19 protein-coding genes are annotated in these 22123 nt (G+C 45.2%); 16 read left to right on the forward strand and 3 right to left on the reverse strand.

Annotated elements, in window-relative coordinates; all coding sequences use genetic code 11:
• The first annotated feature begins 166 nt into the window (after positions 1–166).
• From bioW to M1D94_RS05920, 9 genes are all read left to right on the forward strand, one after another.
• Entirely contained in the window at positions 167–943 is a 777-nt protein-coding gene (gene bioW, locus M1D94_RS05880; RefSeq protein WP_161621747.1) for a 6-carboxyhexanoate--CoA ligase, read from the forward strand.
• A complete protein-coding gene (bioA, locus tag M1D94_RS05885) occupies positions 933–2279 on the forward strand; it encodes an adenosylmethionine--8-amino-7-oxononanoate transaminase (RefSeq protein ID WP_021480339.1) in 1347 nt (448 codons plus the stop codon). Before bioW ends, bioA begins: the two co-directional genes overlap by 11 nt.
• Positions 2269–3438: an 8-amino-7-oxononanoate synthase gene (gene bioF, locus M1D94_RS05890; RefSeq protein WP_253137140.1), complete on the forward strand. Its 1170-nt coding sequence runs from the start codon at positions 2269–2271 to the stop codon at positions 3436–3438. The genes bioA and bioF overlap by 11 nt, the downstream gene beginning before the upstream one ends.
• Positions 3435–4130: a dethiobiotin synthase gene (gene bioD / locus M1D94_RS05895; RefSeq protein ID WP_282627307.1), complete on the forward strand. Its 696-nt coding sequence runs from the start codon at positions 3435–3437 to the stop codon at positions 4128–4130. Before bioF ends, bioD begins: the two co-directional genes overlap by 4 nt.
• A gap of 2 nt (positions 4131–4132) precedes the next feature.
• Positions 4133–5140 (forward strand): biotin synthase BioB, encoded by a 1008-nt coding sequence (gene bioB, locus M1D94_RS05900; protein WP_424934977.1) that lies wholly within the window; start codon positions 4133–4135, stop codon positions 5138–5140.
• 68 nt (positions 5141–5208) lie between these two features.
• Complete coding sequence (gene bioI / locus M1D94_RS05905; protein WP_282627306.1) at positions 5209–6396, forward strand: biotin biosynthesis cytochrome P450; 1188 nt, start codon at positions 5209–5211, stop codon at positions 6394–6396.
• Positions 6397–6472: 76 nt separating this feature from the next.
• Positions 6473–7234 (forward strand): NAD-dependent epimerase/dehydratase family protein, encoded by a 762-nt coding sequence (locus M1D94_RS05910; protein ID WP_003245974.1) that lies wholly within the window; start codon positions 6473–6475, stop codon positions 7232–7234.
• Positions 7235–7440: 206 nt separating this feature from the next.
• Positions 7441–8301 carry a carbohydrate ABC transporter permease gene (locus tag M1D94_RS05915; protein ID WP_282627326.1) on the forward strand — a complete coding sequence of 287 codons (861 nt, stop codon included), beginning with the start codon at positions 7441–7443 and terminating at the stop codon, positions 8299–8301.
• A 24-nt stretch (positions 8302–8325) separates the two neighbouring features.
• The gene (locus tag M1D94_RS05920) at positions 8326–9822 is read left to right on the forward strand and encodes an extracellular solute-binding protein (protein WP_014480599.1); all 1497 of its coding nucleotides are present in this window, start codon (positions 8326–8328) and stop codon (positions 9820–9822) included.
• A 40-nt stretch (positions 9823–9862) separates the two neighbouring features.
• Here M1D94_RS05920 and M1D94_RS05925 read toward each other — a convergent pair whose 3' ends face one another.
• Positions 9863–12181, reverse strand: a complete 2319-nt coding sequence (locus tag M1D94_RS05925; protein ID WP_282627305.1) for a helix-turn-helix domain-containing protein — start codon at positions 12179–12181, stop codon at positions 9863–9865.
• Between the two features lie 215 nt (positions 12182–12396).
• Here M1D94_RS05925 and rmgP point away from each other — a divergent pair, with 215 nt between their 5' ends.
• From rmgP to M1D94_RS05955, 6 genes are all read left to right on the forward strand, one after another.
• Positions 12397–13362, forward strand: a complete 966-nt coding sequence (rmgP, locus tag M1D94_RS05930; RefSeq protein ID WP_014665041.1) for a polygalacturonan/rhamnogalacturonan ABC transporter permease — start codon at positions 12397–12399, stop codon at positions 13360–13362.
• A 7-nt stretch (positions 13363–13369) separates the two neighbouring features.
• The gene (rmgQ, locus tag M1D94_RS05935) at positions 13370–14491 is read left to right on the forward strand and encodes an unsaturated rhamnogalacturonyl hydrolase (RefSeq protein ID WP_282627325.1); all 1122 of its coding nucleotides are present in this window, start codon (positions 13370–13372) and stop codon (positions 14489–14491) included.
• Positions 14488–14991 (forward strand): rhamnogalaturonan transport/degradation protein RmgS, encoded by a 504-nt coding sequence (rmgS, locus tag M1D94_RS05940; RefSeq protein ID WP_080332618.1) that lies wholly within the window; start codon positions 14488–14490, stop codon positions 14989–14991. Before rmgQ ends, rmgS begins: the two co-directional genes overlap by 4 nt.
• Positions 14992–15002: 11 nt before the next feature.
• Positions 15003–16289: a Gfo/Idh/MocA family protein gene (locus tag M1D94_RS05945; RefSeq protein ID WP_021480330.1), complete on the forward strand. Its 1287-nt coding sequence runs from the start codon at positions 15003–15005 to the stop codon at positions 16287–16289.
• A 22-nt stretch (positions 16290–16311) separates the two neighbouring features.
• The gene (locus M1D94_RS05950; RefSeq protein WP_161619623.1) at positions 16312–16980 is read left to right on the forward strand and encodes a YesL family protein; all 669 of its coding nucleotides are present in this window, start codon (positions 16312–16314) and stop codon (positions 16978–16980) included.
• Between the two features lie 67 nt (positions 16981–17047).
• Positions 17048–17230, forward strand: a complete 183-nt coding sequence (locus M1D94_RS05955; protein ID WP_003223398.1) for a sporulation protein Cse60 — start codon at positions 17048–17050, stop codon at positions 17228–17230.
• 36 nt (positions 17231–17266) lie between these two features.
• On the opposite strand, the gene opuD is transcribed toward M1D94_RS05955, so the two are convergent.
• Positions 17267–18805: a glycine betaine transporter OpuD gene (gene opuD, locus M1D94_RS05960; protein ID WP_003229220.1), complete on the reverse strand. Its 1539-nt coding sequence runs from the start codon at positions 18803–18805 to the stop codon at positions 17267–17269.
• Positions 18806–18993: 188 nt separating this feature from the next.
• Positions 18994–20256, reverse strand: a complete 1263-nt coding sequence (locus M1D94_RS05965) for a BaiN/RdsA family NAD(P)/FAD-dependent oxidoreductase (protein WP_072173641.1) — start codon at positions 20254–20256, stop codon at positions 18994–18996.
• 202 nt (positions 20257–20458) lie between these two features.
• On the opposite strand from M1D94_RS05965, the gene murJ reads away from it, so the two are divergent.
• The gene (gene murJ, locus M1D94_RS05970; protein WP_014480588.1) at positions 20459–22093 is read left to right on the forward strand and encodes a lipid II flippase MurJ; all 1635 of its coding nucleotides are present in this window, start codon (positions 20459–20461) and stop codon (positions 22091–22093) included.
• Positions 22094–22123 lie beyond the last annotated feature (30 nt).

The following is a 22123-nucleotide window of genomic DNA, read 5'->3' on the forward strand; positions in this document are numbered from 1 at the left end:
TCTTTTTGTTTCCTTTTAACCAACTGCCATAAATCGATCCTTTCTTCTATTGACAGAAACAGGAGAGAATAATATATTCTAATTGTTAACCTTTAAATATAATTGGTTAACAATTGAGGTGAGAAGCACTACACGTTCTTCAGTTTCAGTGAAAGGGCGAGAAATGATGCAAGAAGAAACTTTTTATAGTGTCAGAATGAGGGCTTCTATGAATGGATCTCATGAAGACGGCGGAAAGCATATATCCGGCGGAGAACGGCTTATTCCTTTCCATGAGATGAAGCATACAGTCAATGCTTTATTAGAAAAAGGGTTATCCCATTCAAGAGGAAAACCTGATTTTATGCAAATTCAATTTGAAGAGGTACATGAATCGATAAAAACCATTCAGCCATTGCTTGTGTATACGAATGAAGTGAGCTGCCCGGAAGAAGGACAAAAGCTTGCCCGATTGTTATTGGAAAAAGAAGGCGTTCCACGAGACGTGATTGAAAAAGCATATGAACAAATCCCTGAATGGTCAGATGTCAGGGGTGCGGTGTTGTTTGATATTCATACAGGCAAGCGAATGGATCAAACAAAAGAAAAAGGGGTGCGGGTCTCCAGAATGGATTGGCCGGACGCTAATTTTGAAAAATGGGCGCTTCACAGTCACGTGCCAGCTCATTCAAGAATAAAAGAGGCCCTTGCGCTCGCTTCAAAGGTAAGCTGGCACCCGGCAGCCGTTGCAGAATTATGCTGGTCGGACGATCCGGATTACATAACAGGCTATGTTGCGGGTAAGAAAATGGGCTATCAGCGTATTACAGCAATGAAAGAATACGGGACTGAAGAGGGCTGCCGAGTCTTTTTTATTGATGGATCCAATGATGTAAACACGTACATACATGATCTGGAGAAGCAGCCTATTTTAATCGAGTGGGAGGAAGACCATGACTCATGATTTGATAGAAAAAAGTAAAAAGCACCTCTGGCTGCCATTTACCCAAATGAAAGATTATGATGAAAACCCCTTAATCATCGAAAGCGGGACTGGAATCAAAGTCAAAGACATAAATGGCAAGGAATACTATGACGGTTTTTCATCAGTTTGGCTTAATGTCCACGGACACCGCAAAAAAGAACTAGATGACGCCATAAAAAAACAGCTCGGAAAAATTGCGCACTCCACGTTATTGGGCATGACCAATGTTCCAGCAACCCAGCTTGCCGAGACATTAATCGATATCAGCCCAAAAAAGCTCACGCGGGTCTTTTATTCAGACAGCGGCGCAGAAGCGATGGAAATAGCCCTAAAAATGGCGTTTCAGTATTGGAAGAACATCGGGAAGCCCGAGAAACAAAAATTCATCGCAATGAAAAACGGGTATCACGGTGATACGATTGGCGCCGTCAGTGTCGGTTCAATTGAGCTTTTTCACCACGTATACGGCCCGTTGATGTTCGAGAGTTACAAGGCCCCGATTCCTTATGTGTATCGCTCTGAAAGCGGTGATCCTGATGAGTGCCGTGATCAGTGCCTCCGAGAGCTTGAACAGCTGCTTAAGGAACATCACGAGGGAATTGCCGCGCTTTCCATTGAATCAATAGTACAAGGCGCGTCCGGTATGATCGTGATGCCGGAAGGATATTTGGCAGGGGTGCGCGAGCTATGTACAACATACGATGTCTTAATGATCGTTGATGAAGTCGCTACAGGCTTTGGCCGTACAGGAAAAATGTTTGCGTGCGAGCACGAGAATGTCCAGCCTGATCTGATGGCTGCCGGTAAAGGCATTACAGGAGGCTATTTGCCAATTGCCGTTACGTTTGCCACTGAAGACATCTATAAGGCATTTTATGATGATTATGAAAACCTAAAAACCTTTTTCCATGGCCATTCCTATACAGGCAATCAGCTTGGCTGTGCGGTTGCGCTTGAAAATCTGGCATTATTTGAATCTGAAAACATTGTGGAACAAGTAGCGGAAAAAAGTAAAAAGCTCCATTTTCTTCTTCAAGATCTGCACGCTCTTCCTCATGTTGGGGATATTCGGCAGCTTGGCTTTATGTGCGGTGCAGAGCTTGTCCGGTCAAAGGAAACCAAAGAACCTTACCCGGCTGATCGGCGGATTGGATACAAAGTTTCCTTAAAAATGAGAGAGTTAGGAATGCTGACAAGGCCGCTTGGGGACGTGATTGCATTTCTTCCTCCTCTTGCCAGCACAGCTGAAGAGCTCTCGGAAATGGTTGCCATTATGAAACAAGCGATCCACGAGGTTACGAGCCTTGAAGATTGATTCCTGGTTAAACGAGCGGTTAGACATAGTAAAGGAAGCCGGCGTACACCGTAACCTGCGGTCAATGAATGGGGCACCGGTTCCAGAGAGGAACATTGATAGCGAAAATCAAACGGTCTGGTCCTCAAACAATTATTTAGGGCTCGCAAGCGATAGACGTTTGATCGATGCAGCCCAAACAGCATTGCAGCAATTTGGGACAGGAAGCAGCGGTTCACGTTTAACGACAGGCAATTCGGTCTGGCATGAAAAGCTAGAAAAGAAGATTGCCAGCTTTAAGCGGACAGAAGCGGCCCTGCTGTTTTCGAGCGGTTACTTGGCCAATGTCGGTGTCCTTTCATCCTTGCCAGAAAAGGAAGATGTCATTTTAAGTGACCAGCTCAATCATGCAAGTATTATCGACGGCTGCCGACTTTGTAAGGCTGATACAGTTGTTTATCGGCATATTGATATGAATGATCTTGAAAACAAGCTGAATGAAACACAGCGTTATCAGCGCCGTTTTATCGTAACAGACGGGGTATTCAGCATGGATGGCACAATCGCCCCTCTTGATCAGATCATCTCACTTGCGCAACGCTATCATGCCTTCGTGGTCGTTGATGATGCCCATGCAACAGGAGTTTTGGGTAATTCGGGAGGAGGAACGAGTGAGTACTTTGGTGTTTGTCCTGACATTGTGATCGGCACCTTAAGCAAGGCTGTTGGCGCAGAAGGAGGTTTTGCGGCAGGATCAGCGGTCTTCATCGACTTTTTGCTGAACCATGCCAGAACATTTATCTTTCAAACCGCTATTCCGCCAGCCAGCTGTGCGGCTGCTCACGAGGCTTTCAACATCATTGAAGCCAGCAGGGAAAAACGACAGCTTTTATTTTCTTATATCAGCATGATCAGAACCAGTTTGAAGAATATGGGTTATGTCGTGAAAGGAGATCACACGCCGATTATTCCTGTAGTCATTGGCGATGCCCATAAAACGGTCATATTTGCTGAAAAGCTGCAGGGCAAGGGAATTTATGCTCCTGCCATTCGGCCGCCGACCGTTGCGCCGGGTGAAAGCCGTATTCGAATTACAATCACGTCGGATCACAGTACGGGTGATATTGATCATTTGCTGCAAACATTTCATTCAATCGGAAAGGAGCTGCACATCATTTGAGGGGTTTTTTTGTGACAGGAACAGATACAGAAGTGGGGAAAACGGTTATATCCAGCGGAATCGCCGCTTTATTGCGAGAACATAACAAAGATGTCGGGGTGTATAAACCATTTTTAAGCGGGATATCGCGTCATCATCCAGATAGTGATACTAGTCTGCTGAAAGACATGTCGCAGACCAGTCTCTCCCATGAAGACATTACGCCTTTTGCCTTCAAGGCGCCGCTTGCACCATACGTTGCAGGGAAACTTGAGGGAAAGACTGTCACCATGGAAGAGGTTTTAAGCCATTGGGAGCAGATTAAAGAAAAACATGAATGCTTCATCGTAGAAGGTGCGGGCGGTATTTCTGTGCCATTGGGAGAGGACTATTTGGTCAGTCATGTCATAAAAGCGTTGCAGCTTCCCATGATTATTGTGGCACGTCCTCACCTTGGAACCATTAATCATACCTTTTTAACTGTCAAATATGCAGAAAGCATGGGGCTTCCAATTGCCGGAATTATCATCAATGGAATCAGTGACTCTCCTGATGAAGATGAAAAAACCAATCCTGAGATGATTGAGCGCTTATGCGGTGTTCCGATTTTAGGGGTTACGCCAAAGCTTGCCAACGTTACGAAAGAAACGGTTCTACATATGGTAAAAGACCATATCAATCTATCATTACTGATGAATCAAGTGGGGGTATGAGAATGAATCAATGGATGGAACTTGCAGACCGGGTGCTGGCTGGAGCAGAAGTGACTGACGAAGAGGCGCTTTCAATATTACATTGTCCTGATGAAGATATTTTGCTATTAATGCATGGAGCTTTTCATATCAGAAAACACTTTTATGGAAAAAAAGTAAAGCTCAATATGATTATGAATGCGAAATCCGGGCTCTGCCCGGAAAACTGCGGCTATTGTTCACAGTCTGCGATTTCGAAAGCGCCGATTGAGTCTTACCGGATGGTGAATAAGGAAACGCTGCTTGAAGGCGCGAAGCGGGCGAACGATCTGAATATCGGCACATATTGTATCGTGGCAAGCGGCAGAGGGCCGTCTAACAGAGAAGTGGATCAGGTCGTAGATGCGGTTCAGGAAATTAAAGAGACGTATGGACTGAAGATTTGTGCATGTCTTGGACTGTTGAAGCCAGAGCAGGCGAAGCGGCTCAAAGATGCCGGAGTAGACCGCTATAATCATAATTTGAATACGTCACAGAGAAACCATTCAAACATCACGACCTCACATACATACGATGACAGAGTCAGTACGGTTGAAATCGCAAAAGAATCGGGGCTGTCTCCGTGTTCAGGCGCCATTATCGGGATGAAGGAGACGAAACAGGATGTCATTGACATCGCCAAAAGCTTGAAGGCTCTTGACGCGGATTCCATTCCTGTGAATTTTTTGCATGCAATTGATGGCACGCCGTTAGAAGGCGTCAACGAATTAAACCCGCTGTATTGTTTAAAAGTGCTGGCGCTGTTCCGTTTTATCAATCCATCAAAAGAAATTCGCATTTCCGGAGGAAGAGAGGTCAATCTCCGCTCATTGCAGCCATTAGGGCTTTACGCCGCAAACTCCATTTTTGTTGGAGACTACTTAACAACTGCCGGGCAAGAGGAGACGGAGGATCATAAAATGCTGAGTGATTTAGGCTTTGAAGTTGAATCAGTCGAAGAAATGAAGGCCAGTTTAAGTGCGAAAAGCTGAAAGAATCAATAAAAGCAATCGGTATGATGTCGATTGCTTTTATTTTTGAACAGAAAGGAGAAAATCACGTGACAATTGCATCGTCAACTGCATCTTCTGAGTTTTTGAAAAACCCATATTCTTTTTACGACACATTGCGAGCTGTTCATCCTATCTATAAAGGGAGTTTCTTAAAATATCCGGGCTGGTATGTCACAGGATATAAAGAAACGGCTGCTATTTTGAAAGATGCGAGATTCAAAGTCCGCACCCCGCTGCCTGAGAGCTCAACCAAATATCAGGACCTTTCACATGTGCAAAATCAAATGATGCTGTTTCAGAACCAGCCTGATCATAGACGATTGCGGACGCTTGCCAGCGGAGCGTTTACGCCGAGAACGACAGAGAGTTATCAGCCGTATATCATTGAAACTGTCCATCATTTGCTTGATCAAGTGCAAGGTAAAAAAAAGATGGAGGTCATTTCGGACTTTGCTTTTCCTTTAGCAAGCTTTGTCATAGCTAACATTATAGGTGTACCGGAGGAAGATAGGGAGCAATTAAAGGAGTGGGCTGCAAGTCTCATTCAAACGATTGATTTTACCCGGTCAAGAAAGGCATTAACAGAGGGCAATATTATGGCTGTGCAGGCTATGGCATATTTCAAAGAGCTGATTCAAAAGAGAAAACGCCACCCTCAACAGGATATGATCAGCATGCTCTTGAAGGGGAGAGAAAAGGATAAGCTGACGGAAGAGGAGGCGGCATCTACGTGCATATTGCTGGCGATCGCCGGACATGAGACAACGGTTAATCTCATCAGCAATTCAGTCCTTTGTCTGCTGCAGCATCCAGAACAGCTTTTGAAACTGAGAGAAAATCCAGATCTTATTGGTACCGCAGTTGAGGAATGTTTACGCTATGAAAGCCCCACGCAAATGACAGCCAGAGTTGCGTCAGAGGATATTGACATCAGCGGGGTGACGATCCGTCAAGGAGAGCAAGTCTATCTTTTGTTAGGAGCGGCTAATCGAGACCCAAGCATTTTCACGAACCCGGATGTCTTCGATATTACGAGAAGTCCTAATCAGCATCTTTCATTCGGTCATGGCCATCATGTTTGTTTAGGGTCCTCGCTGGCACGATTAGAAGCGCAAATTGCGATTAACACTCTTCTGCAGCGGATGCCCAGCCTTAAGCTCGCGGATTTTGAATGGCGGTATCGGCCGCTTTTTGGATTTCGGGCGCTTGAGGAGCTGCCGGTGACTTTTGAATAAGCCTAAGAATATGAGTGCCAAAAAAGTGTCAGCCCCGCCGAAAATGGGCAATCTATAAAAAAGGGGAGTGAACATCGTGAAAAAAGTGCTGATCGCCGGCGGAAATGGTGTGATTGGGAGACTGCTTGCTGAAGGGCTTATTTCAGACTATGAAGTGACAGTGCTTGATAAAGATCATTTCGATGGCAAAGCCTCTTCCATTCAGGCTGACGCGGCAAATTATGAGGAGCTGTTGAAGAAGATTCCAAAAGATACCGATGCCATCTTGAATTTACTCGCTGTTAAAATCAAATACGATATTATGGACATCGCTGAGTTTGAAAAAATGACGGATGTTTTCTATAGGGCAAGCTATTATCTGTGCCGTGCGGCAGCGGAGCTCGGCATTCAAAAGCTCGTGTTCGCCAGCAGCAATCATGTCACAGATGTATACGAAAAAGACGGGCGCTCGCTCTTAGGACGGGAAATCACAACAAGCGATTATCCGCTGTCTAAAAACTTGTACGGTGTATTAAAGCTGACCTCTGAACAGATTGGCCATTTGTTTTATTTGGAAAATAAGCTATCAGTAATCAACCTTCGAATCGGAACAGTCGTGACAGATGAAATGGATACGCTGCATGAAAAAGAACGGACGAAAAAGACACTGCTTTCTCACCCCGATCTGCTGTCGATTTTTAAAGCCGCTATTGAGACCAATATCCGGTACGGCACTTATTACGCCGTCTCTGATAATCCGGGCCGGCCATGGTCCATTGAATCTGCCGTGAATGAACTTGGGTTTTCGCCACAAATCAATACGGCCGAACTTCTGAACGAGGAGGAGAACGGAGCATAATCATTTTCTAAGATTATGCTCTTTTTCTTTTGTTATCGGTCTCAATTCGCGGAAGCCCCCGCCCGGCCGGGGACTCTGTTCAAATGATTATAGACATGGCAATCACAGATTTGCTACATTTTAGACACGATATCGTCACATGCTGAGCTCGGTTTTCAAAAATATGATAACGCTTACAAAGAGAGGTGGGAGCTATCGCACATTCACTGAAAAACCGTCTGTTTGATATGTTGATTTATGGTTTCTTGCTGATGTTCGCTTTAATATGCGTACTTCCGTTCATTCATGTCATCGCAGCATCCTTTGCCACAGTAGAAGAAGTCGTGTCGAAAAAATTTATTTTAATACCGACCACTTTTTCGCTAGATGCTTATCGCTACATTTTTTCAACAGATATTATTTATAAGAGTTTGCTTGTTTCTGTGTTTGTGACAGTGATAGGCACTGCGGTCAGCATGTTTCTTTCGTCACTGATGGCTTACGGGTTATCCCGCCGTGATTTAATCGGCCGGCAGCCGCTTATATTTCTCGTCGTATTTACGATGCTGTTTAGCGGCGGCATGATTCCGACTTTCCTTGTGGTCAAATCGCTTGGATTGCTCGATTCTTACTGGGCGCTTATTTTGCCGACAGCCATTAATGCCTTTAACCTGATCATTCTGAAAAACTTCTTTCAAAATATCCCGTCAAGCCTGGAAGAGTCCGCGAAAATTGACGGGTGCAATGATCTGGGCATATTCTTTAAAATTGTGCTGCCGCTGTCTCTTCCTGCGATCGCAACGATTTCACTATTTTATGCGGTCACGTATTGGAACACGTATATGACAGCGATCTTGTACTTAAATGATTCAGCAAAATGGCCGATTCAGGTGCTTCTGCGCCAAATCGTCATTGTATCAAGCGGTATGCAGGGGGATATGTCTGAAATGGGGTCGGGCAGCCCGCCGCCTGAGCAAACCATTAAAATGGCGGTCATAGTGGTGGCGACCATCCCGGTTCTGCTTGTCTATCCGTTTATACAAAAGCATTTTGCAAAAGGAGCTTTGCTGGGATCTGTCAAAGGATAAAGAAATATGAAACGGAGGGGTACGATGGGAAACAAATGGAGGGTGCTTTTGATTGTGCTTGTACTGGCACTCGGCGGAGTGCTGGCGGGCTGTAAAGGAGCTGATCAGTCTTCGGCTGAAGGTAAAGCTGGCCCAGATTCAAAGGTAAAGCTGTCTTGGATGGCGATTTTGTATCACCAGCAGCCGCCGAAAGACAGGGCGATTAAAGAAATTGAAAAGCTGACAAATACAGAACTCGACATCACCTGGGTTCCAGACGCGGTGAAAGAAGACAGGCTGAATGCGGCGCTTGCAGCGGGCAATCTTCCGCAAATCGTGACCATCCAGGATATTAAAAATTCGTCAGTCATGAATGCCTTCCGGTCAGGAATGTTCTGGGAAATCGGTGATTATATCAAGGATTATCCCAACTTAAACAAAATGAACAAACTCATTAATAAAAATGTGACAATTGACGGCAAGCTCTACGGGATATACAGAGAGCGCCCGCTTTCCAGACAGGGGATTGTCATTCGGAAGGACTGGCTGGACAATTTAAATCTGAAAACCCCGAAAACGTTGGATGAGCTTTATGAAGTGGCCAAAGCATTTACGGAGGACGACCCGGACAAGGATGGGAAAGATGATACATTCGGGCTGGCAGACCGTAATGACTTGATTTACGGCGCGTTTAAAACGATTGGCTCGTATGAAGGCATGCCTACAGATTGGAAGGAATCAGGCGGCAAATTCACGCCTGATTTCATGACACAGGAATACAAAGACACGATGAACTATATGAAGAAGCTGCGTGATAACGGGTATATGAATAAGGATTTTCCCGTCACAAGCAAAACCCAGCAGCAGGAGCTGTTTTCGCAAGGAAAAGCCGGAATTTATATTGGCAATATGGTAGATGCGGTCAATCTGCGCGACCATGCCTCTGATAAATCGATGAAGCTCGAGATCGTCAACCGCATAAAAGGCCCAGATGGGAAAGAGCGGGTATGGGCATCAGGAGGCCATAACGGCGTGTTTGCTTTCCCGAAAACGAGTGTGAAAACGGAAGCTGAGCTTAAACGGATCTTGGCTTTTTTTGACCGAATTGCCGAAGAAGATGTCTATAGCCTGATGACTTATGGCATTGACGGCGTTCATTACAACAAAGGTGAGGACAAAACGTTCACACGCAAAGAAAGCCAGGTAAAAGACTGGCAGACTGATATTCAGCCGCTGTCCGCCTTAATTGCCATTGATAAAGCCTACTTAAAAAACACTGGAGATCCGCTTCGGACGGCGTACGAGGAGCTGACCGAGGACAATGAAAAGATTATCGTCTCAAACCCGGCTGAAAGCCTGTATTCCGCATCGGAGTCGGAACGGGGGGATGAACTGAAGAAAATCATTGATGATGCGACTTATAAATATATGATTGGAGACATCACAGAAAGCCAGTTCGATAAAGAAGTGGAAAAATGGGAGTCAAGCGGAGGAAAACAAATTATTCAGGAATACGAAGAAGCATTTAAACAAACAAAATAATGTTGGAAAAACCCAAAACGCGCAAGCGGTTTTGGGTTTTTTACATGCTTCTTTTTTGCTGGCGGTAGTTTCCCGGTGTAATTCCCTCCAGCTTTTTAAAAGACCTGATAAAATTTTGCGAGTTTTTATATTTCAGCTTTTCGGCAATGTCCTTGACCGCCATGTCTGTTTCGGCAAGCCAGCTTTTTGCCATATGGTGTCGGTAGCTTGAGACATACTCGCTGAATGAAATACCCATTTCTTTTTTGAAAATGCTGCTTAAATAATTTGGGTTGTAATGCAGCCTGCGCGCGATTTCGTCCAGTGTCAATTCGGATTCAAACTCATGATGGATGATATGAATGATGTTGTCGGAAATATTTTTGTACTGGGCATCCGCGCGGGCGTTCACTTTGTCTGTCATCGGAACAATAAACTCATTCTTTAGCCAGTTTTCGGTATCCTCGAACGTTTTCAGCTCAAAAATTTGGTCATACAGCATTTTGTTTTCTTCAAGCTCAAACAATTCGATCCCAAGCACATGCATCAGCTCAATCACATGGTTCAAAAAACGGGCGATGGCGATTTGAAATTGATACGGGTTGGTGTTCTGGGTGAAAATGGCTTGCAAAATCGCGTGCAGGCATTTATCCGCTTTCTCCTTGTCTCCTGCTTTAACGGCATCGAACAGCTCATGCTGAAGCTGCTTTGGAAAATGGGTTTTGAAGGTTTTTTTCTGGTCAAGGTCTTCGTAAAAGATGATCGACTTGTTTTCCGCTTTAAGCCGGTATTTCAACGCTTCTGAGCCTTCCGCATAGGCTGTTTTCGCTTTTGTCAGCACATCAAACGGCTGGCTGATGCCGATGCTGACAGACAGCTGCAGCTCAGCTACCGCTTTTTCCTGAATCATCCTTGCAGTCTCATTCAGCTCAGCTATGAATTCTTCTTTTGTCCCGCTTTGGTTGATCAAAATCGTCGCCTGCTGTTTGTCAACTACGGCGGGGGCAAGATGTTTGTCCGTCGGGATGCTGCGCTCAATCAGGCTGTTGACGGCAAACAAAAGCAGATCCATATCTTTTTTCTCATAAGGCGTATGATTCAGTGTGTCAATTTGGAGCACAAGCAGGGCAAGGTGCCGCCAATTTTGCTTTAAGCCGAGGCTTTCAAAACGGTTATCAACCTCCTCATCCGTCAGTTTTCCAAGCATAAGCCTGACCATAAAATATTGCTGCAGGTGAGTGGCCTGCTGCTTCATCGTTTCCTCAAGGTCGTCATTTCTGTCCTTCAGCTGCTTAAAGCTCTGTTCAATTAACTCAAATTCATTTTGAGGAGGCTGCTGTTTCTCTTGTATGGCTCCATGTCTTGCGAATGATTCGTAAAGCATCCTGATCGGCTTGTAAAAATGGCGGGAGCCCAGCCAAGAGAACAATAATGAAAGCGTTAACAAAATAAGGCATACTGCAAAAGTGATCCAGCCAATTGACTTGGCTTCTTTTTTTAGCTCGGGCAGGGAAACGAGAGAAAAATAAGTCCATGTATTATAGTCAGATTTTTGATAGGTGACTTTATAATGAATCCGGTCAATCACTGTTTCAAACTGTCCGCTATTGGCGGTTTGCGCCAGCACTTTTTGGACAAAGCCGTCGTTATGAAGAGATTCACCGACATCAGACATGTTGTTATGAAGGATAATGCGGCCTTTTTCATCGATGATAAACAGGTTGTTGGCGTTTGAATAGCCAGGCATATTTTTGACAAGCGAACAGCTCGGAATGCTTGCGGCGGCCAATCCTTTTGTATTTGTGCTGTTCAAAGGAAGCTGCTTAATTAAATTGATATTGTAGCGGCAGTTTTCTGCTGTGCTTTCTTTGGTTGAAATCAAATGATTGTTTTCCTCAAGCGTCCAATAGGAGCGGCTCGCTTTGTGTTTCGTGTACGCTGAGGCTGCTTCATGAAGAGTGTCTGTATTCAAACGGTACAAACCGGAATTGTTCATGTACCATTTTTTCGTATAACTGACTAACGTCATGTTGGACAGATCGGTATCAAAGCTTTGCAGATAATTGAGCTCTTGGTTCACTTGGTTATAGATTTGAAATTGGTCTGAGTGCAAAGGCTCGGACAATGTGCGAAGGAGAGGCGGCGAACTCACATAGTGGGTTAAAGAGTGATCAACGGTTTTCAATATATGCTCGATGCTTTGCTGGGTCTGCTGGAGTGTGTCGAATTTTTCCTCCGAAACGTTGGAAATAGCCGTTTTCTGAGAGTGCTCGTACGAAAACAATCCGACCAAAATAACCGGAATGGTGCTGAGCAGGCAGAAAAACGTGATCAGTTTGTAGTAAAACTTGTATTGGCTTCTTTTCATAAAACCCCCCATTTCATAACATCCACTTCACCTTAATACAATTAATCCAAAGATTGATAGATATTGTCAATAATCATTTTCTAATATCGGTGTCTTTTTTTCAGGTGGACCTGCTGAACCCTTGATTATAAAGGGATAAAACAGGATGTGATCATATGATTGTAGACGGACTTTTGCCTGCTGCGCTACAGTGAATGCAAGAACCCGTGAAAGGAGGCTAGGAAAAAATGAAAACAGCAGAAGCGCAAGCGCCGGCTGTTGATGCAGTCATTTTTAAAAAAGAAAAAAGAAAGCGCTTACTAAGTAAGCTGATTCAGCAAAAATATTTGTACTTGATGATTTTGCCAGGGTGTATTTATTTTTTGCTTTTTAAGTATGTCCCGATGTGGGGAATTGTGATTGCGTTTCAGGATTATCAGCCGTTCCTCGGCATTTTGGGCAGTGAGTGGGTGGGGCTGAAGCATTTTATCAGGCTGTTTACTGAGCCTACATTTTTTCTCTTGTTAAAAAACACGCTCGTGTTATTTGCTTTGAACCTGGCCATATTTTTCCCGGTGCCGATACTGTTGGCGCTTCTATTGAACGAAGTGCGGATTGCTCTCTTTAAAAAATTTGTTCAGACGCTGATTTATATCCCGCATTTTATGTCTTGGGTCATTGTTGTATCGCTTTCGTTTGTGCTTTTAACGGTAGACGGAGGCTTGATTAATGAACTGATTGTGTTTTTTGGTGGTGAAAAAATCAATTTTCTGCTGAACGAAGAATGGTTCCGGCCCTTGTATATTCTGCAGGTTATCTGGAGGGAAGCGGGCTGGTCGACGATCATTTATCTGGCGGCCATTACAGCGGTTGACCCCCAGCTGTATGAAGCGGCGAAAATGGACGGAGCGGGACGGCTGCGGCAAATGTGGCATATTACGCTGCCCGCCATTAAAAGCGTTATCGTCGTTTTGCTGATTTTGAAAATCGGAGACACGCTGGAGCTTGGCTTCGAGCATGTGTATTTGCTGTTAAATGCGACAAACAGGGAAGTGGCGGAAATTTTTGATACGTACGTTTATACTGCAGGGCTGAAACAGGGCCAATTCAGCTACAGTACAGCAGTCGGCGTATTTAAAGCGGCGGTCGGGCTGATTTTGGTCATGCTTGCGAATCGTTTGGCGAAGAAATTTGGCGAGGAAGGAATTTATTAAGAAAGGGATGGGTTCAATGGATCAATCAATCGCTGTAAAATCGCCTCTTACGTACGCGGAGGCATTGGCAAAAACCATTATGAATACGTACGCAGTCGAGGAGCTGCCTCCTGCAAACCGCTGGCACTACCACCAGGGTGTTTTCTTATGCGGTGTATTGCGGCTGTGGGAAGCAACCGGGGAAAAGCGGTATTTTGAGTATGCGAAGGCCTATGCAGATCTCTTAATCGATGATTATGGCAATCTATTATTTAGAAGAGATGAACTGGACGCCATTCAAGCGGGTCTCATTCTTTTTCCATTATACGAGCAGACGAAGGATGAACGGTATGTCAAAGCGGCAAAAAGGCTGCGCGGCTTATATGGAACACTGAACCGGACTTCTGAGGGCGGTTTTTGGCACAAAGACGGTTATCCATACCAAATGTGGCTTGACGGCTTATACATGGGGGGGCCGTTCGCACTGAAATATGCCAATCTGAAGCAGGAGCCGGAGCTGTTTGATCAGGTTGTGCTGCAGGAGTCATTGATGAGAAAGCATACGAAGGATGCAAAAACCGGACTCTTTTATCACGCCTGGGATGAAGCGAAAAAAATGCCTTGGGCCAATGAAGAGACAGGCTGTTCACCGGAATTTTGGGCACGTTCCATCGGCTGGTACGTCATGTCTCTTGCTGACATGATTGAAGTGCTGCCGAAGAAGCATCCAAACCGTCATGTGTGGAAAAACACGCTGCAGGACATGATGGAAAGCATCTGCCGCTATCAAGACAAGGAGACCGGGTTATGGTATCAGATCGTTGATAAGGGAGACAGGTCTGATAACTGGCTGGAAAGCTCAGGATCCTGCCTGTACATGTACGCATTTGCGAAGGGAATCAATAAAGGCTATTTAGACAGAGCTTACGAAACAACACTGCTAAAAGCGTATCAAGGCTTGATTCAGCATAAAACCGAAACATCAGAAGACGGAGCGTTTCTCGTCAAAGACATATGTGTCGGAACGTCAGCCGGTTTCTATGACTATTATGTCAGCCGCGAAAGAAGCACAAACGACCTGCACGGAGCCGGCGCGTTTATTTTAGCTATGACAGAGCTGGAGCCTCTTTTTAGGTCAGCGGGGAAATGACAAAAAAGATACGTACGGCTTTGTGTGTGATCGTCTCAGTGCTCTTTTTGGCATCATGCTCAAGCAGGCCGGACGGAATGCATGTCATTCTCTTTTCTGATATGCAGGCTGGCGTACAGGAAAAAATAAAAAAGGCCGCCGAGCAGAATGCCGGGAAGGTCGATATCTTTCCAGCTTTTCAGGAAAAACTGCTGACTGAAATTACCGCCCATGAGGGAGATGTTTTCATCGTGCCTGAAGACATGTTTCAAGCTTACGATGATCCGGAAAATTTTCAGCCGTTAAACGGATTGCCTCCTAAAAAAACATCTCCTTATACAACTGTTAATAAAAAAACAGGAGAAAAAACGATCTATGCCGTTCAGATCGAAAAAGGGAAAAAACAGCTGAACGGCTATTCTTTTCGATTGAATCGCGATATGGCGGCGTTTATCCCTGTGTACGCTGAAAAAACAGAGGAAGCGCTGCAGCTGATTTCTCAACTAACTGAAGCCCGATAGAGGTGAGGATATTGAAGAACATCGTCTTTTGCGGATTGAGCAGCAGAGCATTCAGTATGTTTATCAAACCGCTGTTGGAGCGGTTTTCAACTCATTATGAGATTACGGGATTGCTGGATGCCGATCCGAAACGTTTTGCCGTTTGCAAAAAGAAATTTCCCGAGCTGGCCCACGTGCCCGAGTTTAGCGAAGATGCTTTTGACGAGATGATGCGCGTGTCAAAGCCTGATATCGTCATTGTGGCAGGCAGGGACGATACGCATGTCACATATATTGTGAAAAGCCTTCAGTGGGATACAGATGTAATTACTGAAAAACCAATGGTGACAACAGTGCAGGATGCGAATCGGGTGCTTGAAGCGGAGGCCAAAAGCGAAGGAAAAGTCACCGTCGCGTTTAACTATCGCTACAGCCCGTTTCATCGGAAAATAAAAGAAATGATTCTGGACGGAAAAATAGGCAGGGTCACCTCCGTTGATTTAAATTGGTATATTGATACGTATCATGGCGCCAGCTATTTTAAACGCTGGAACAGGTCGAGACAGTTTTCCGGCGGTCTTTCTGTCCATAAATCAACACATCACTTCGATCTCGTCAATTGGTGGCTCGGACAAAACCCGGAAGAGGTATTTGCTTATGGCGCCTTGAATTACTATGGGCCGGACAGTGAGTGGAACCCCTTGCCCGAAGAAGACGGGCGTTTTTGCGGGACGTGCCGTGTTAAAGAAAAATGCCACTACTATTCAAGGTGGCATCCCCGTTCCTCTAAAGCTTCTATAAAAGATGATCATCTCGAAGCAGGAGACCAGTCTAGCTTATATACTGCATACAGGCCTGACGCGTGTATTTTTGACGAGGAAATTGACATCGAGGATACGTACGTAGCGGCAGTCAAATATGATGGCGGCGCACTGTTAAGCTACTCGATTGTTTTTTCGGCCCCGTATGAAGGCTACCGGCTGACGATCAACGGCACAAAAGGGCGTATTGAATCAAATGAATTTCACGAACCTTCCAGAATTCCGTTTGCTTTTCCTGAGCAGACAATCGAATACTATCCGCTTTTTGAATCAAAGCAGACGATACAAGTAGTCAAAAATGAAGGGGGGCATGGCGGAGGTGATCCGCTTTTGCTTGAGGATCTTTTTTTAGGAAAAGACCCGCTGCGCCGCTATGATATTTTAGCCGGGGCTGAAGCTGGAGCCTACTCCATCGCGGTTGGTGAGGGAATGTGGCGCTCGGTTGCCGAAAAGAAGCCGATCGGCATGAAAGAGCTTTTTCAGATGCAGAATGTATAATGCAAAAAAAGGAGGGGGCGCCATGGAACATGATGGCTCACTGGGACGGATGCTGCGTTTTTGCGAATGGATCATGAGATTTGCGTATACAAACTTGCTGTGGCTGTTTTTTACGTTGCTCGGTCTCGGTGTGTTTGGCATTATGCCCGCGACCGCGGCTTTATTTGCTGTCATGCGGAAGTGGATCCAGGGGCAGGACAACGTTCCGGTGCTCAAAACGTTTTGGCAGGAATATAAGGGTGAATTTTTTCGTTCAAATCTGCTCGGCGCTGTACTGGCGCTCATCGGAGTGATCATTTATATTGATTTGGCCTTCATCTATCCAAGTCATTTCCTTCTGCACATCCTGCGCTTCGCCATTATGATATTTGGCTTTTTGTTCGTATCCATGCTTTTTTATGTGTTTCCGCTGCTCGTCCATTTTGACTGGAAAAAACGTCTGTATGTGAAATTTTCGCTCTTGCTCAGTGTGGCGTATTTGCAATATACGCTTACTATGCTTGCGCTGACTGTTGCTCTCTTTTTCTTGCTTGCGTACCTGCCGGGCATTGTCCCTTTTTTCAGCGTCAGCCTTATCAGCTACTGTCATATGCGGATTGTTTATGCCGTGCTGCTGAAAGTGGAGCAGCACGGCGGCGAGCCACAGAGGAAATCCCATATACGGAAAGCTTTTTATCCGGAAACGAGATAATCATCATTTCTCTATCATAACGCTGTTCCAAACGGAATAGATTGATAGAGAAAGGAGAGCGGATAAAATGCTGAAGGTAGCGGTATTTGATGAAGAGCATGAAAAAGACTTACAGACGGAAATCAATTCATTTTTAAAAGGGATATCGGAGGAGCAGCTGATTGATATCAAATATACGGTTTCGGCCGCGTGCGACCCAGACGGCGAGCAGCTTTACTGTTTTTCCGCCCTTATCTTATATCGCAAATAAAAAGATCTTTCCGCAGGCGCGGAAAGATCTTTTTTGTTAATATGCTTTTTTCACTCTTGGACTTCTCGGTTTATCGAGTTTCTCCGCTTTTTTGATCTCTCTTCTTTCTTTTGAGAGCGATTGATAGAGAGAGGCAATCATCAGCAGGATAACGATAGAAAACGGCAGCGCTGCCAGAATCGCTGTGTTCTGCAAAGCGGCAAGCCCTCCGGAATATAGGAGCACAGCCGCCATGGCGGACTGAATGATGCCCCAGCTGAGTTTCACAGAATTCGCCGGATTTAAAGAACCGTACGACGTCTGCATGCCCAGCACGAATGTAGCTGAATCTGCAGACGTGATAAAAAATACTGCGATCAGAATCAATGCAAGGATCGATGTCACCATTGTCAGCGGATAGTGATCAAGTGTTCCGAACAGCATCGTTTCAGTGGACAGCTTTGCTACATTGAACGCGCCTTTTTGCTGGAGATCCATGGCTGATACGCCGAAAATGGAGAACCATAGAAATGTCAAAATACAAGGTGTCACCAAGACGCCGATTAAAAATTCGCGGATCGTCCGGCCTCTGGATACACGGGCGATGAAAATGCCGACAAATGGAGACCAGGAAATCCACCATGCCCAATAGAAAATCGTCCAGCTATTAATCCATTCGCGTTTTTCAGGATCATTCGGTGTCAGTCTGAAGCTCATTTGAACAATATTTTGAATGTATTGTCCGATAGAATCTGTAAATGAGTTCATTATCAGCACTGTAGGACCGACAACGAGCATAAACAACATTAACAATCCGGCCAATACCATGTTTGTGTTGCTTAAATACTTAATTCCTTTTCCGAGTCCGCTCCACGCAGAAAGTAAAAAGAGCACTGTCACAATAATGATTAAAACCAATTGGACGATAAACGCATTCGGAATGCCGAACAGGTAATTCAAACCGCCGTTAATTTGGGTTGCGCCAAGACCAAGACTTGTTGACACCCCGACAACAGTGGCGAAAACTGCAATACAGTCAATGGCCTTTCCGATCGGTCCGTTTACTTTATCCCCGAGAATCGGTGACAGTGTGCTGCTGATTAATCCGGGCGCGCCTTTGCGGAATTGGAAATAGGCAATGCATAATGCCACAATGGCATAAATGGCCCAAGCGTGCAAACCCCAGTGGAAAAACGTATAGCGGAGTGCATCTCTGAAGGCTTGGGGGGTTTCTGTTTCACCTGATGGAGAGCTAATTGCGTAATGGCTGATCGGTTCAGCCGCACCGTAGAATACTAAGCCGATTCCCATGCCTGCGCTGAACAGCATGGCAAACCATGATAATAACCCGAATTCCGGTTTTTCATCAGGCTTTCCGAGTTTGATTTTTCCGATCGGGCTGAAAATCAAAAAGAGACAAAACCCGACAAACAAAGAGACAACTAAAAGATAATACCAACCAAATGAATCGGTAATAAATGCTTGTGCCGATTGAGACACATTTTGCAGGCTGTCAGGAGAAATAACACCCCATAATACAGCTGCAGCTGTGATTGCAATCACAATCCAAAATACACTAGATATATGTTTCAACATTTCTCACCCTCTAATTTTTTGTGTACGCCTATATCTTGCTCGCAGGCTTAGTATGGTCGTACGATGGCAGCTCATTCCTCTCTTAAAATTACCCCGCAATCAGGTGAAACAAAACAAGTCTCACCCTAACATGAATGCGGGGAATGTTCAAATGTGAGTTTGGCGGCAAGAGATTTAAAGAGTAATGATTAAGAACGGGCGTATTGCCCGGCATTTAGCCCTGCAAGCCTGCCTGTGACAAGGGCGGAGGTAATATTGTATCCGCCTGTGTAGCCGTGGATATCCAGAATTTCACCGCAAAAATAAAGCCCCTCCATTTTTTTAGAAGCCATCTTTTTCGGGTCAATTTCTTTTACAGATACCCCGCCTCCCGTGACAAATGCCTTATCAAGCGACAGTGTGCCATTTGCGAGGACAGTAAACTGCTTGCAGTCCCTTACAAATTGTCTGAAAGGATCCTTCGGCAGCTCAGAAAACGATACGTTCGGAGAGATGCCGTTTTTTTCGAGCAGGAATAGGAGATAGCGCTCCTGCATCCAAGGCTTCAGCACGTTTTTAATGGTTTTTTTCGGTGCTTCCTTCAGTTCTTTATACATCTTTTGGAAAAGCGTTTCTTCATTGATATCCGGATACAAGTCGATTCTGATCGGCACTTGAGGCTGTTTTTTCAGCTCTTTTACGACAAATTGGCTGCATCTGAGAATGGCAGGTCCTGAGAGGCCGAAATGGGTAAACAGCATGTCCATTTTATGTGTGATAATCGGTTTGCCTTTTTTATTTAACACACTGACGGCTACATCTCTTAGTGATAAGCCCTGAAGTGTTTTTTGCTTAATGAACGGTTCGCCAGAAGTGACGGGAACCTCTGTCGGAAACAGCTCTGTTATGGTATGGCCCGCGGCTTCAGCCCATTCATAGCCGTCTCCCGTGCTTCCGGTATGAGGCACGCTTTTACCGCCTACAGCGATAATGACTGCCTGGCTATGGATCATTTCGCCATTATTCGTCACAATCCCTGCTGCCTGTCCATCTTCATATATAACAGATTTAATTTTCTCGTTCGTTCTGATTGTTACGCGGAGCTGCTTCAGCCTGTTTAACAGCGCGTCAACGACACTTTGGGCTTTGTCGGTCACAGGGAACATCCGGCCGTGATCCTCTTCCTTCAATTGAATGCCGAGGTTTTCAAAAAACTTGATAATGTCCTCATTATTAAATTCAGAAAACGCGCTGTATAAAAAACGCCCGTTGCCGGGGATGTGCTTGATAATTTCTTCCACAGGAAGACGGTTCGTCACATTACAGCGGCCGCCCCCGGAAATCGCGAGTTTCCGTCCTAATTTATTTCCTTTATCTATCAGCAACACGCCAGCGCCCTGTTCTCCTGCTGCAATCGCAGCCATCAAGCCTGAAGGGCCTCCGCCGATTACGATTACGTCATATTGTTTCATCTTTATCATCAACTTTCTTTTCATTTCGTGTGCGGACACCCCGTCCGCAGTACTATTATAGCGAAAGAAAGCCGCTCCTTAAACGTCTTTTGCCGCGGACATGAATGTTCACAGGATTGCTTTTGTATTTATTACCGTCTAAATGCCCAGTTGTGGTAAAATAGAAAAGTTGAATCTTCGTAGAAAATGGTGATGAAGAAACATGTCAAGCAAACTGTTAAGAGGCACGTTTGTATTAACGCTCGGTACATATATATCGCGGATTCTGGGGATGGTCTATTTAATTCCCTTCAGCATTATGGTCGGGGCGACAGGCGGTGCATTATTTCAATACGGATACAACCAATACACTTTATTTTTGAATATTGCTACGATGGGCTTTCCGGCCGCTGTTTCTAAATTTGTTTCCAAATATAATTCAAAAGGGGATTATGAGACAAGCAGGAAAATGCTCAAGGCGGGCATGTCGGTTATGCTCGTCACAGGAATGATAGCCTTTTTCATTCTGTATCTATCGGCTCCGATGTTTGCGGAAATATCGCTGGGAGGCAAGGATAATAACGGGCTGACAATTGATCATGTTGTTTATGTCATCCGCATGGTCAGCTTAGCGCTTTTGGTCGTACCGATTATGAGCCTTGTCCGCGGATTCTTTCAAGGGCACCAAATGATGGGTCCGACAGCTGTTTCCCAAGTCGTTGAACAGATTGTCCGCATCATCTTTCTATTGAGTGCGACATTCTTGATTTTGAAGGTTTTCAACGGCGGCCTTGTCATCGCTGTGGGCTATGCAACCTTCGCAGCGCTGATCGGTGCCTTCGGTGGGCTGGTCGTGCTTTATATTTATTGGAACAAACGGAAGGGCAGCCTGCTGGCGATGATGCCGAATACGGGTCCGACAGCAAACCTAAGCTACAAAAAAATGTTTTTCGAGCTGTTCAGCTATGCTGCTCCGTACGTTTTTGTCGGACTAGCCATCCCTTTGTATAACTATATTGATACAAATACGTTTAACAAAGCGATGATTGAAGCCGGTCATCAAGCCATCAGCCAAGACATGCTTGCGATTCTAACCCTGTATGTTCAGAAGCTCGTGATGATCCCGGTTTCCCTAGCAACTGCTTTCGGACTGACATTAATTCCAACGATTACTGAATCGTTTACAAGCGGAAACTATAAGCTGTTAAATCAGCAGATTAATCAAACGATGCAGACGATCCTGTTTTTAATTATTCCGGCTGTTGTCGGGATCTCTCTATTGTCAGGACCGACGTATACGTTCTTTTACGGGTCAGAGAGCCTTCACCCTGAACTGGGGGCAAACATTTTGCTATGGTATTCGCCAGTCGCGATTTTGTTCTCTTTGTTTACAGTCAACGCAGCCATTCTGCAGGGCATCAATAAGCAAAAATTTGCGGTTGTCAGCCTTGTGATCGGTGTCGTGATCAAGCTTGTGCTGAATGTTCCGCTGATCAAGCTGATGCAGGCTGACGGAGCGATTTTAGCGACGGCGCTTGGATATATCGCTTCACTTTTATATGGGTTTATCATGATTAAGCGCCATGCAGGCTATTCGTATAAGATACTAGTTAAACGAACTGTTTTGATGCTTGTCTTATCAGCCATTATGGGTATTGCCGTGAAAATCGTGCAGTGGGTATTAGGCTTCTTTATTTCCTATCAGGATGGCCAGCTGCAAGCTGCGATTGTTGTGGTGATCGCGGCCGCTGTTGGCGGAGCTGTCTACCTGTATTGCGGCTACCGATTAGGATTTTTACAGAAAATTTTAGGCCGCCGTTTGCCAGGTTTCTTAAGGAAAGGCAGACATGCAGGCTGATGAACTAGATATGATGAAACTGAGGGCTCG

The sequence above is a fragment of the Bacillus sp. JZ109 genome (assembly GCF_053903135.1).

Bases quoted from the DNA above. Each gene is read 5' to 3' on its own strand.
- bioW (WP_161621747.1), top strand. From the start codon at position 167: ATGCAAGAAGAAACTTTTTATAGTGTCAGAATGAGGGCTTCTATGAAT.
- bioA (WP_021480339.1), top strand. From the start codon at position 933: ATGACTCATGATTTGATAGAAAAAAGTAAAAAGCACCTCTGGCTGCCA.
- bioB (WP_424934977.1), top strand. From the start codon at position 4,133: ATGAATCAATGGATGGAACTTGCAGACCGGGTGCTGGCTGGAGCAGAA.
- M1D94_RS05920 (WP_014480599.1), top strand. From the start codon at position 8,326: ATGGGAAACAAATGGAGGGTGCTTTTGATTGTGCTTGTACTGGCACTC.
- M1D94_RS05925 (WP_282627305.1), bottom strand. From the start codon at position 12,181: ATGGGGGGTTTTATGAAAAGAAGCCAATACAAGTTTTACTACAAACTG.
- rmgP (WP_014665041.1), top strand. From the start codon at position 12,397: ATGAAAACAGCAGAAGCGCAAGCGCCGGCTGTTGATGCAGTCATTTTT.
- rmgQ (WP_282627325.1), top strand. From the start codon at position 13,370: ATGGGTTCAATGGATCAATCAATCGCTGTAAAATCGCCTCTTACGTAC.
- rmgS (WP_080332618.1), top strand. From the start codon at position 14,488: ATGACAAAAAAGATACGTACGGCTTTGTGTGTGATCGTCTCAGTGCTC.
- M1D94_RS05950 (WP_161619623.1), top strand. From the start codon at position 16,312: ATGGAACATGATGGCTCACTGGGACGGATGCTGCGTTTTTGCGAATGG.
- M1D94_RS05955 (WP_003223398.1), top strand. From the start codon at position 17,048: ATGCTGAAGGTAGCGGTATTTGATGAAGAGCATGAAAAAGACTTACAG.
- opuD (WP_003229220.1), bottom strand. From the start codon at position 18,805: ATGTTGAAACATATATCTAGTGTATTTTGGATTGTGATTGCAATCACA.
- M1D94_RS05965 (WP_072173641.1), bottom strand. From the start codon at position 20,256: ATGAAACAATATGACGTAATCGTAATCGGCGGAGGCCCTTCAGGCTTG.
- murJ (WP_014480588.1), top strand. From the start codon at position 20,459: ATGTCAAGCAAACTGTTAAGAGGCACGTTTGTATTAACGCTCGGTACA.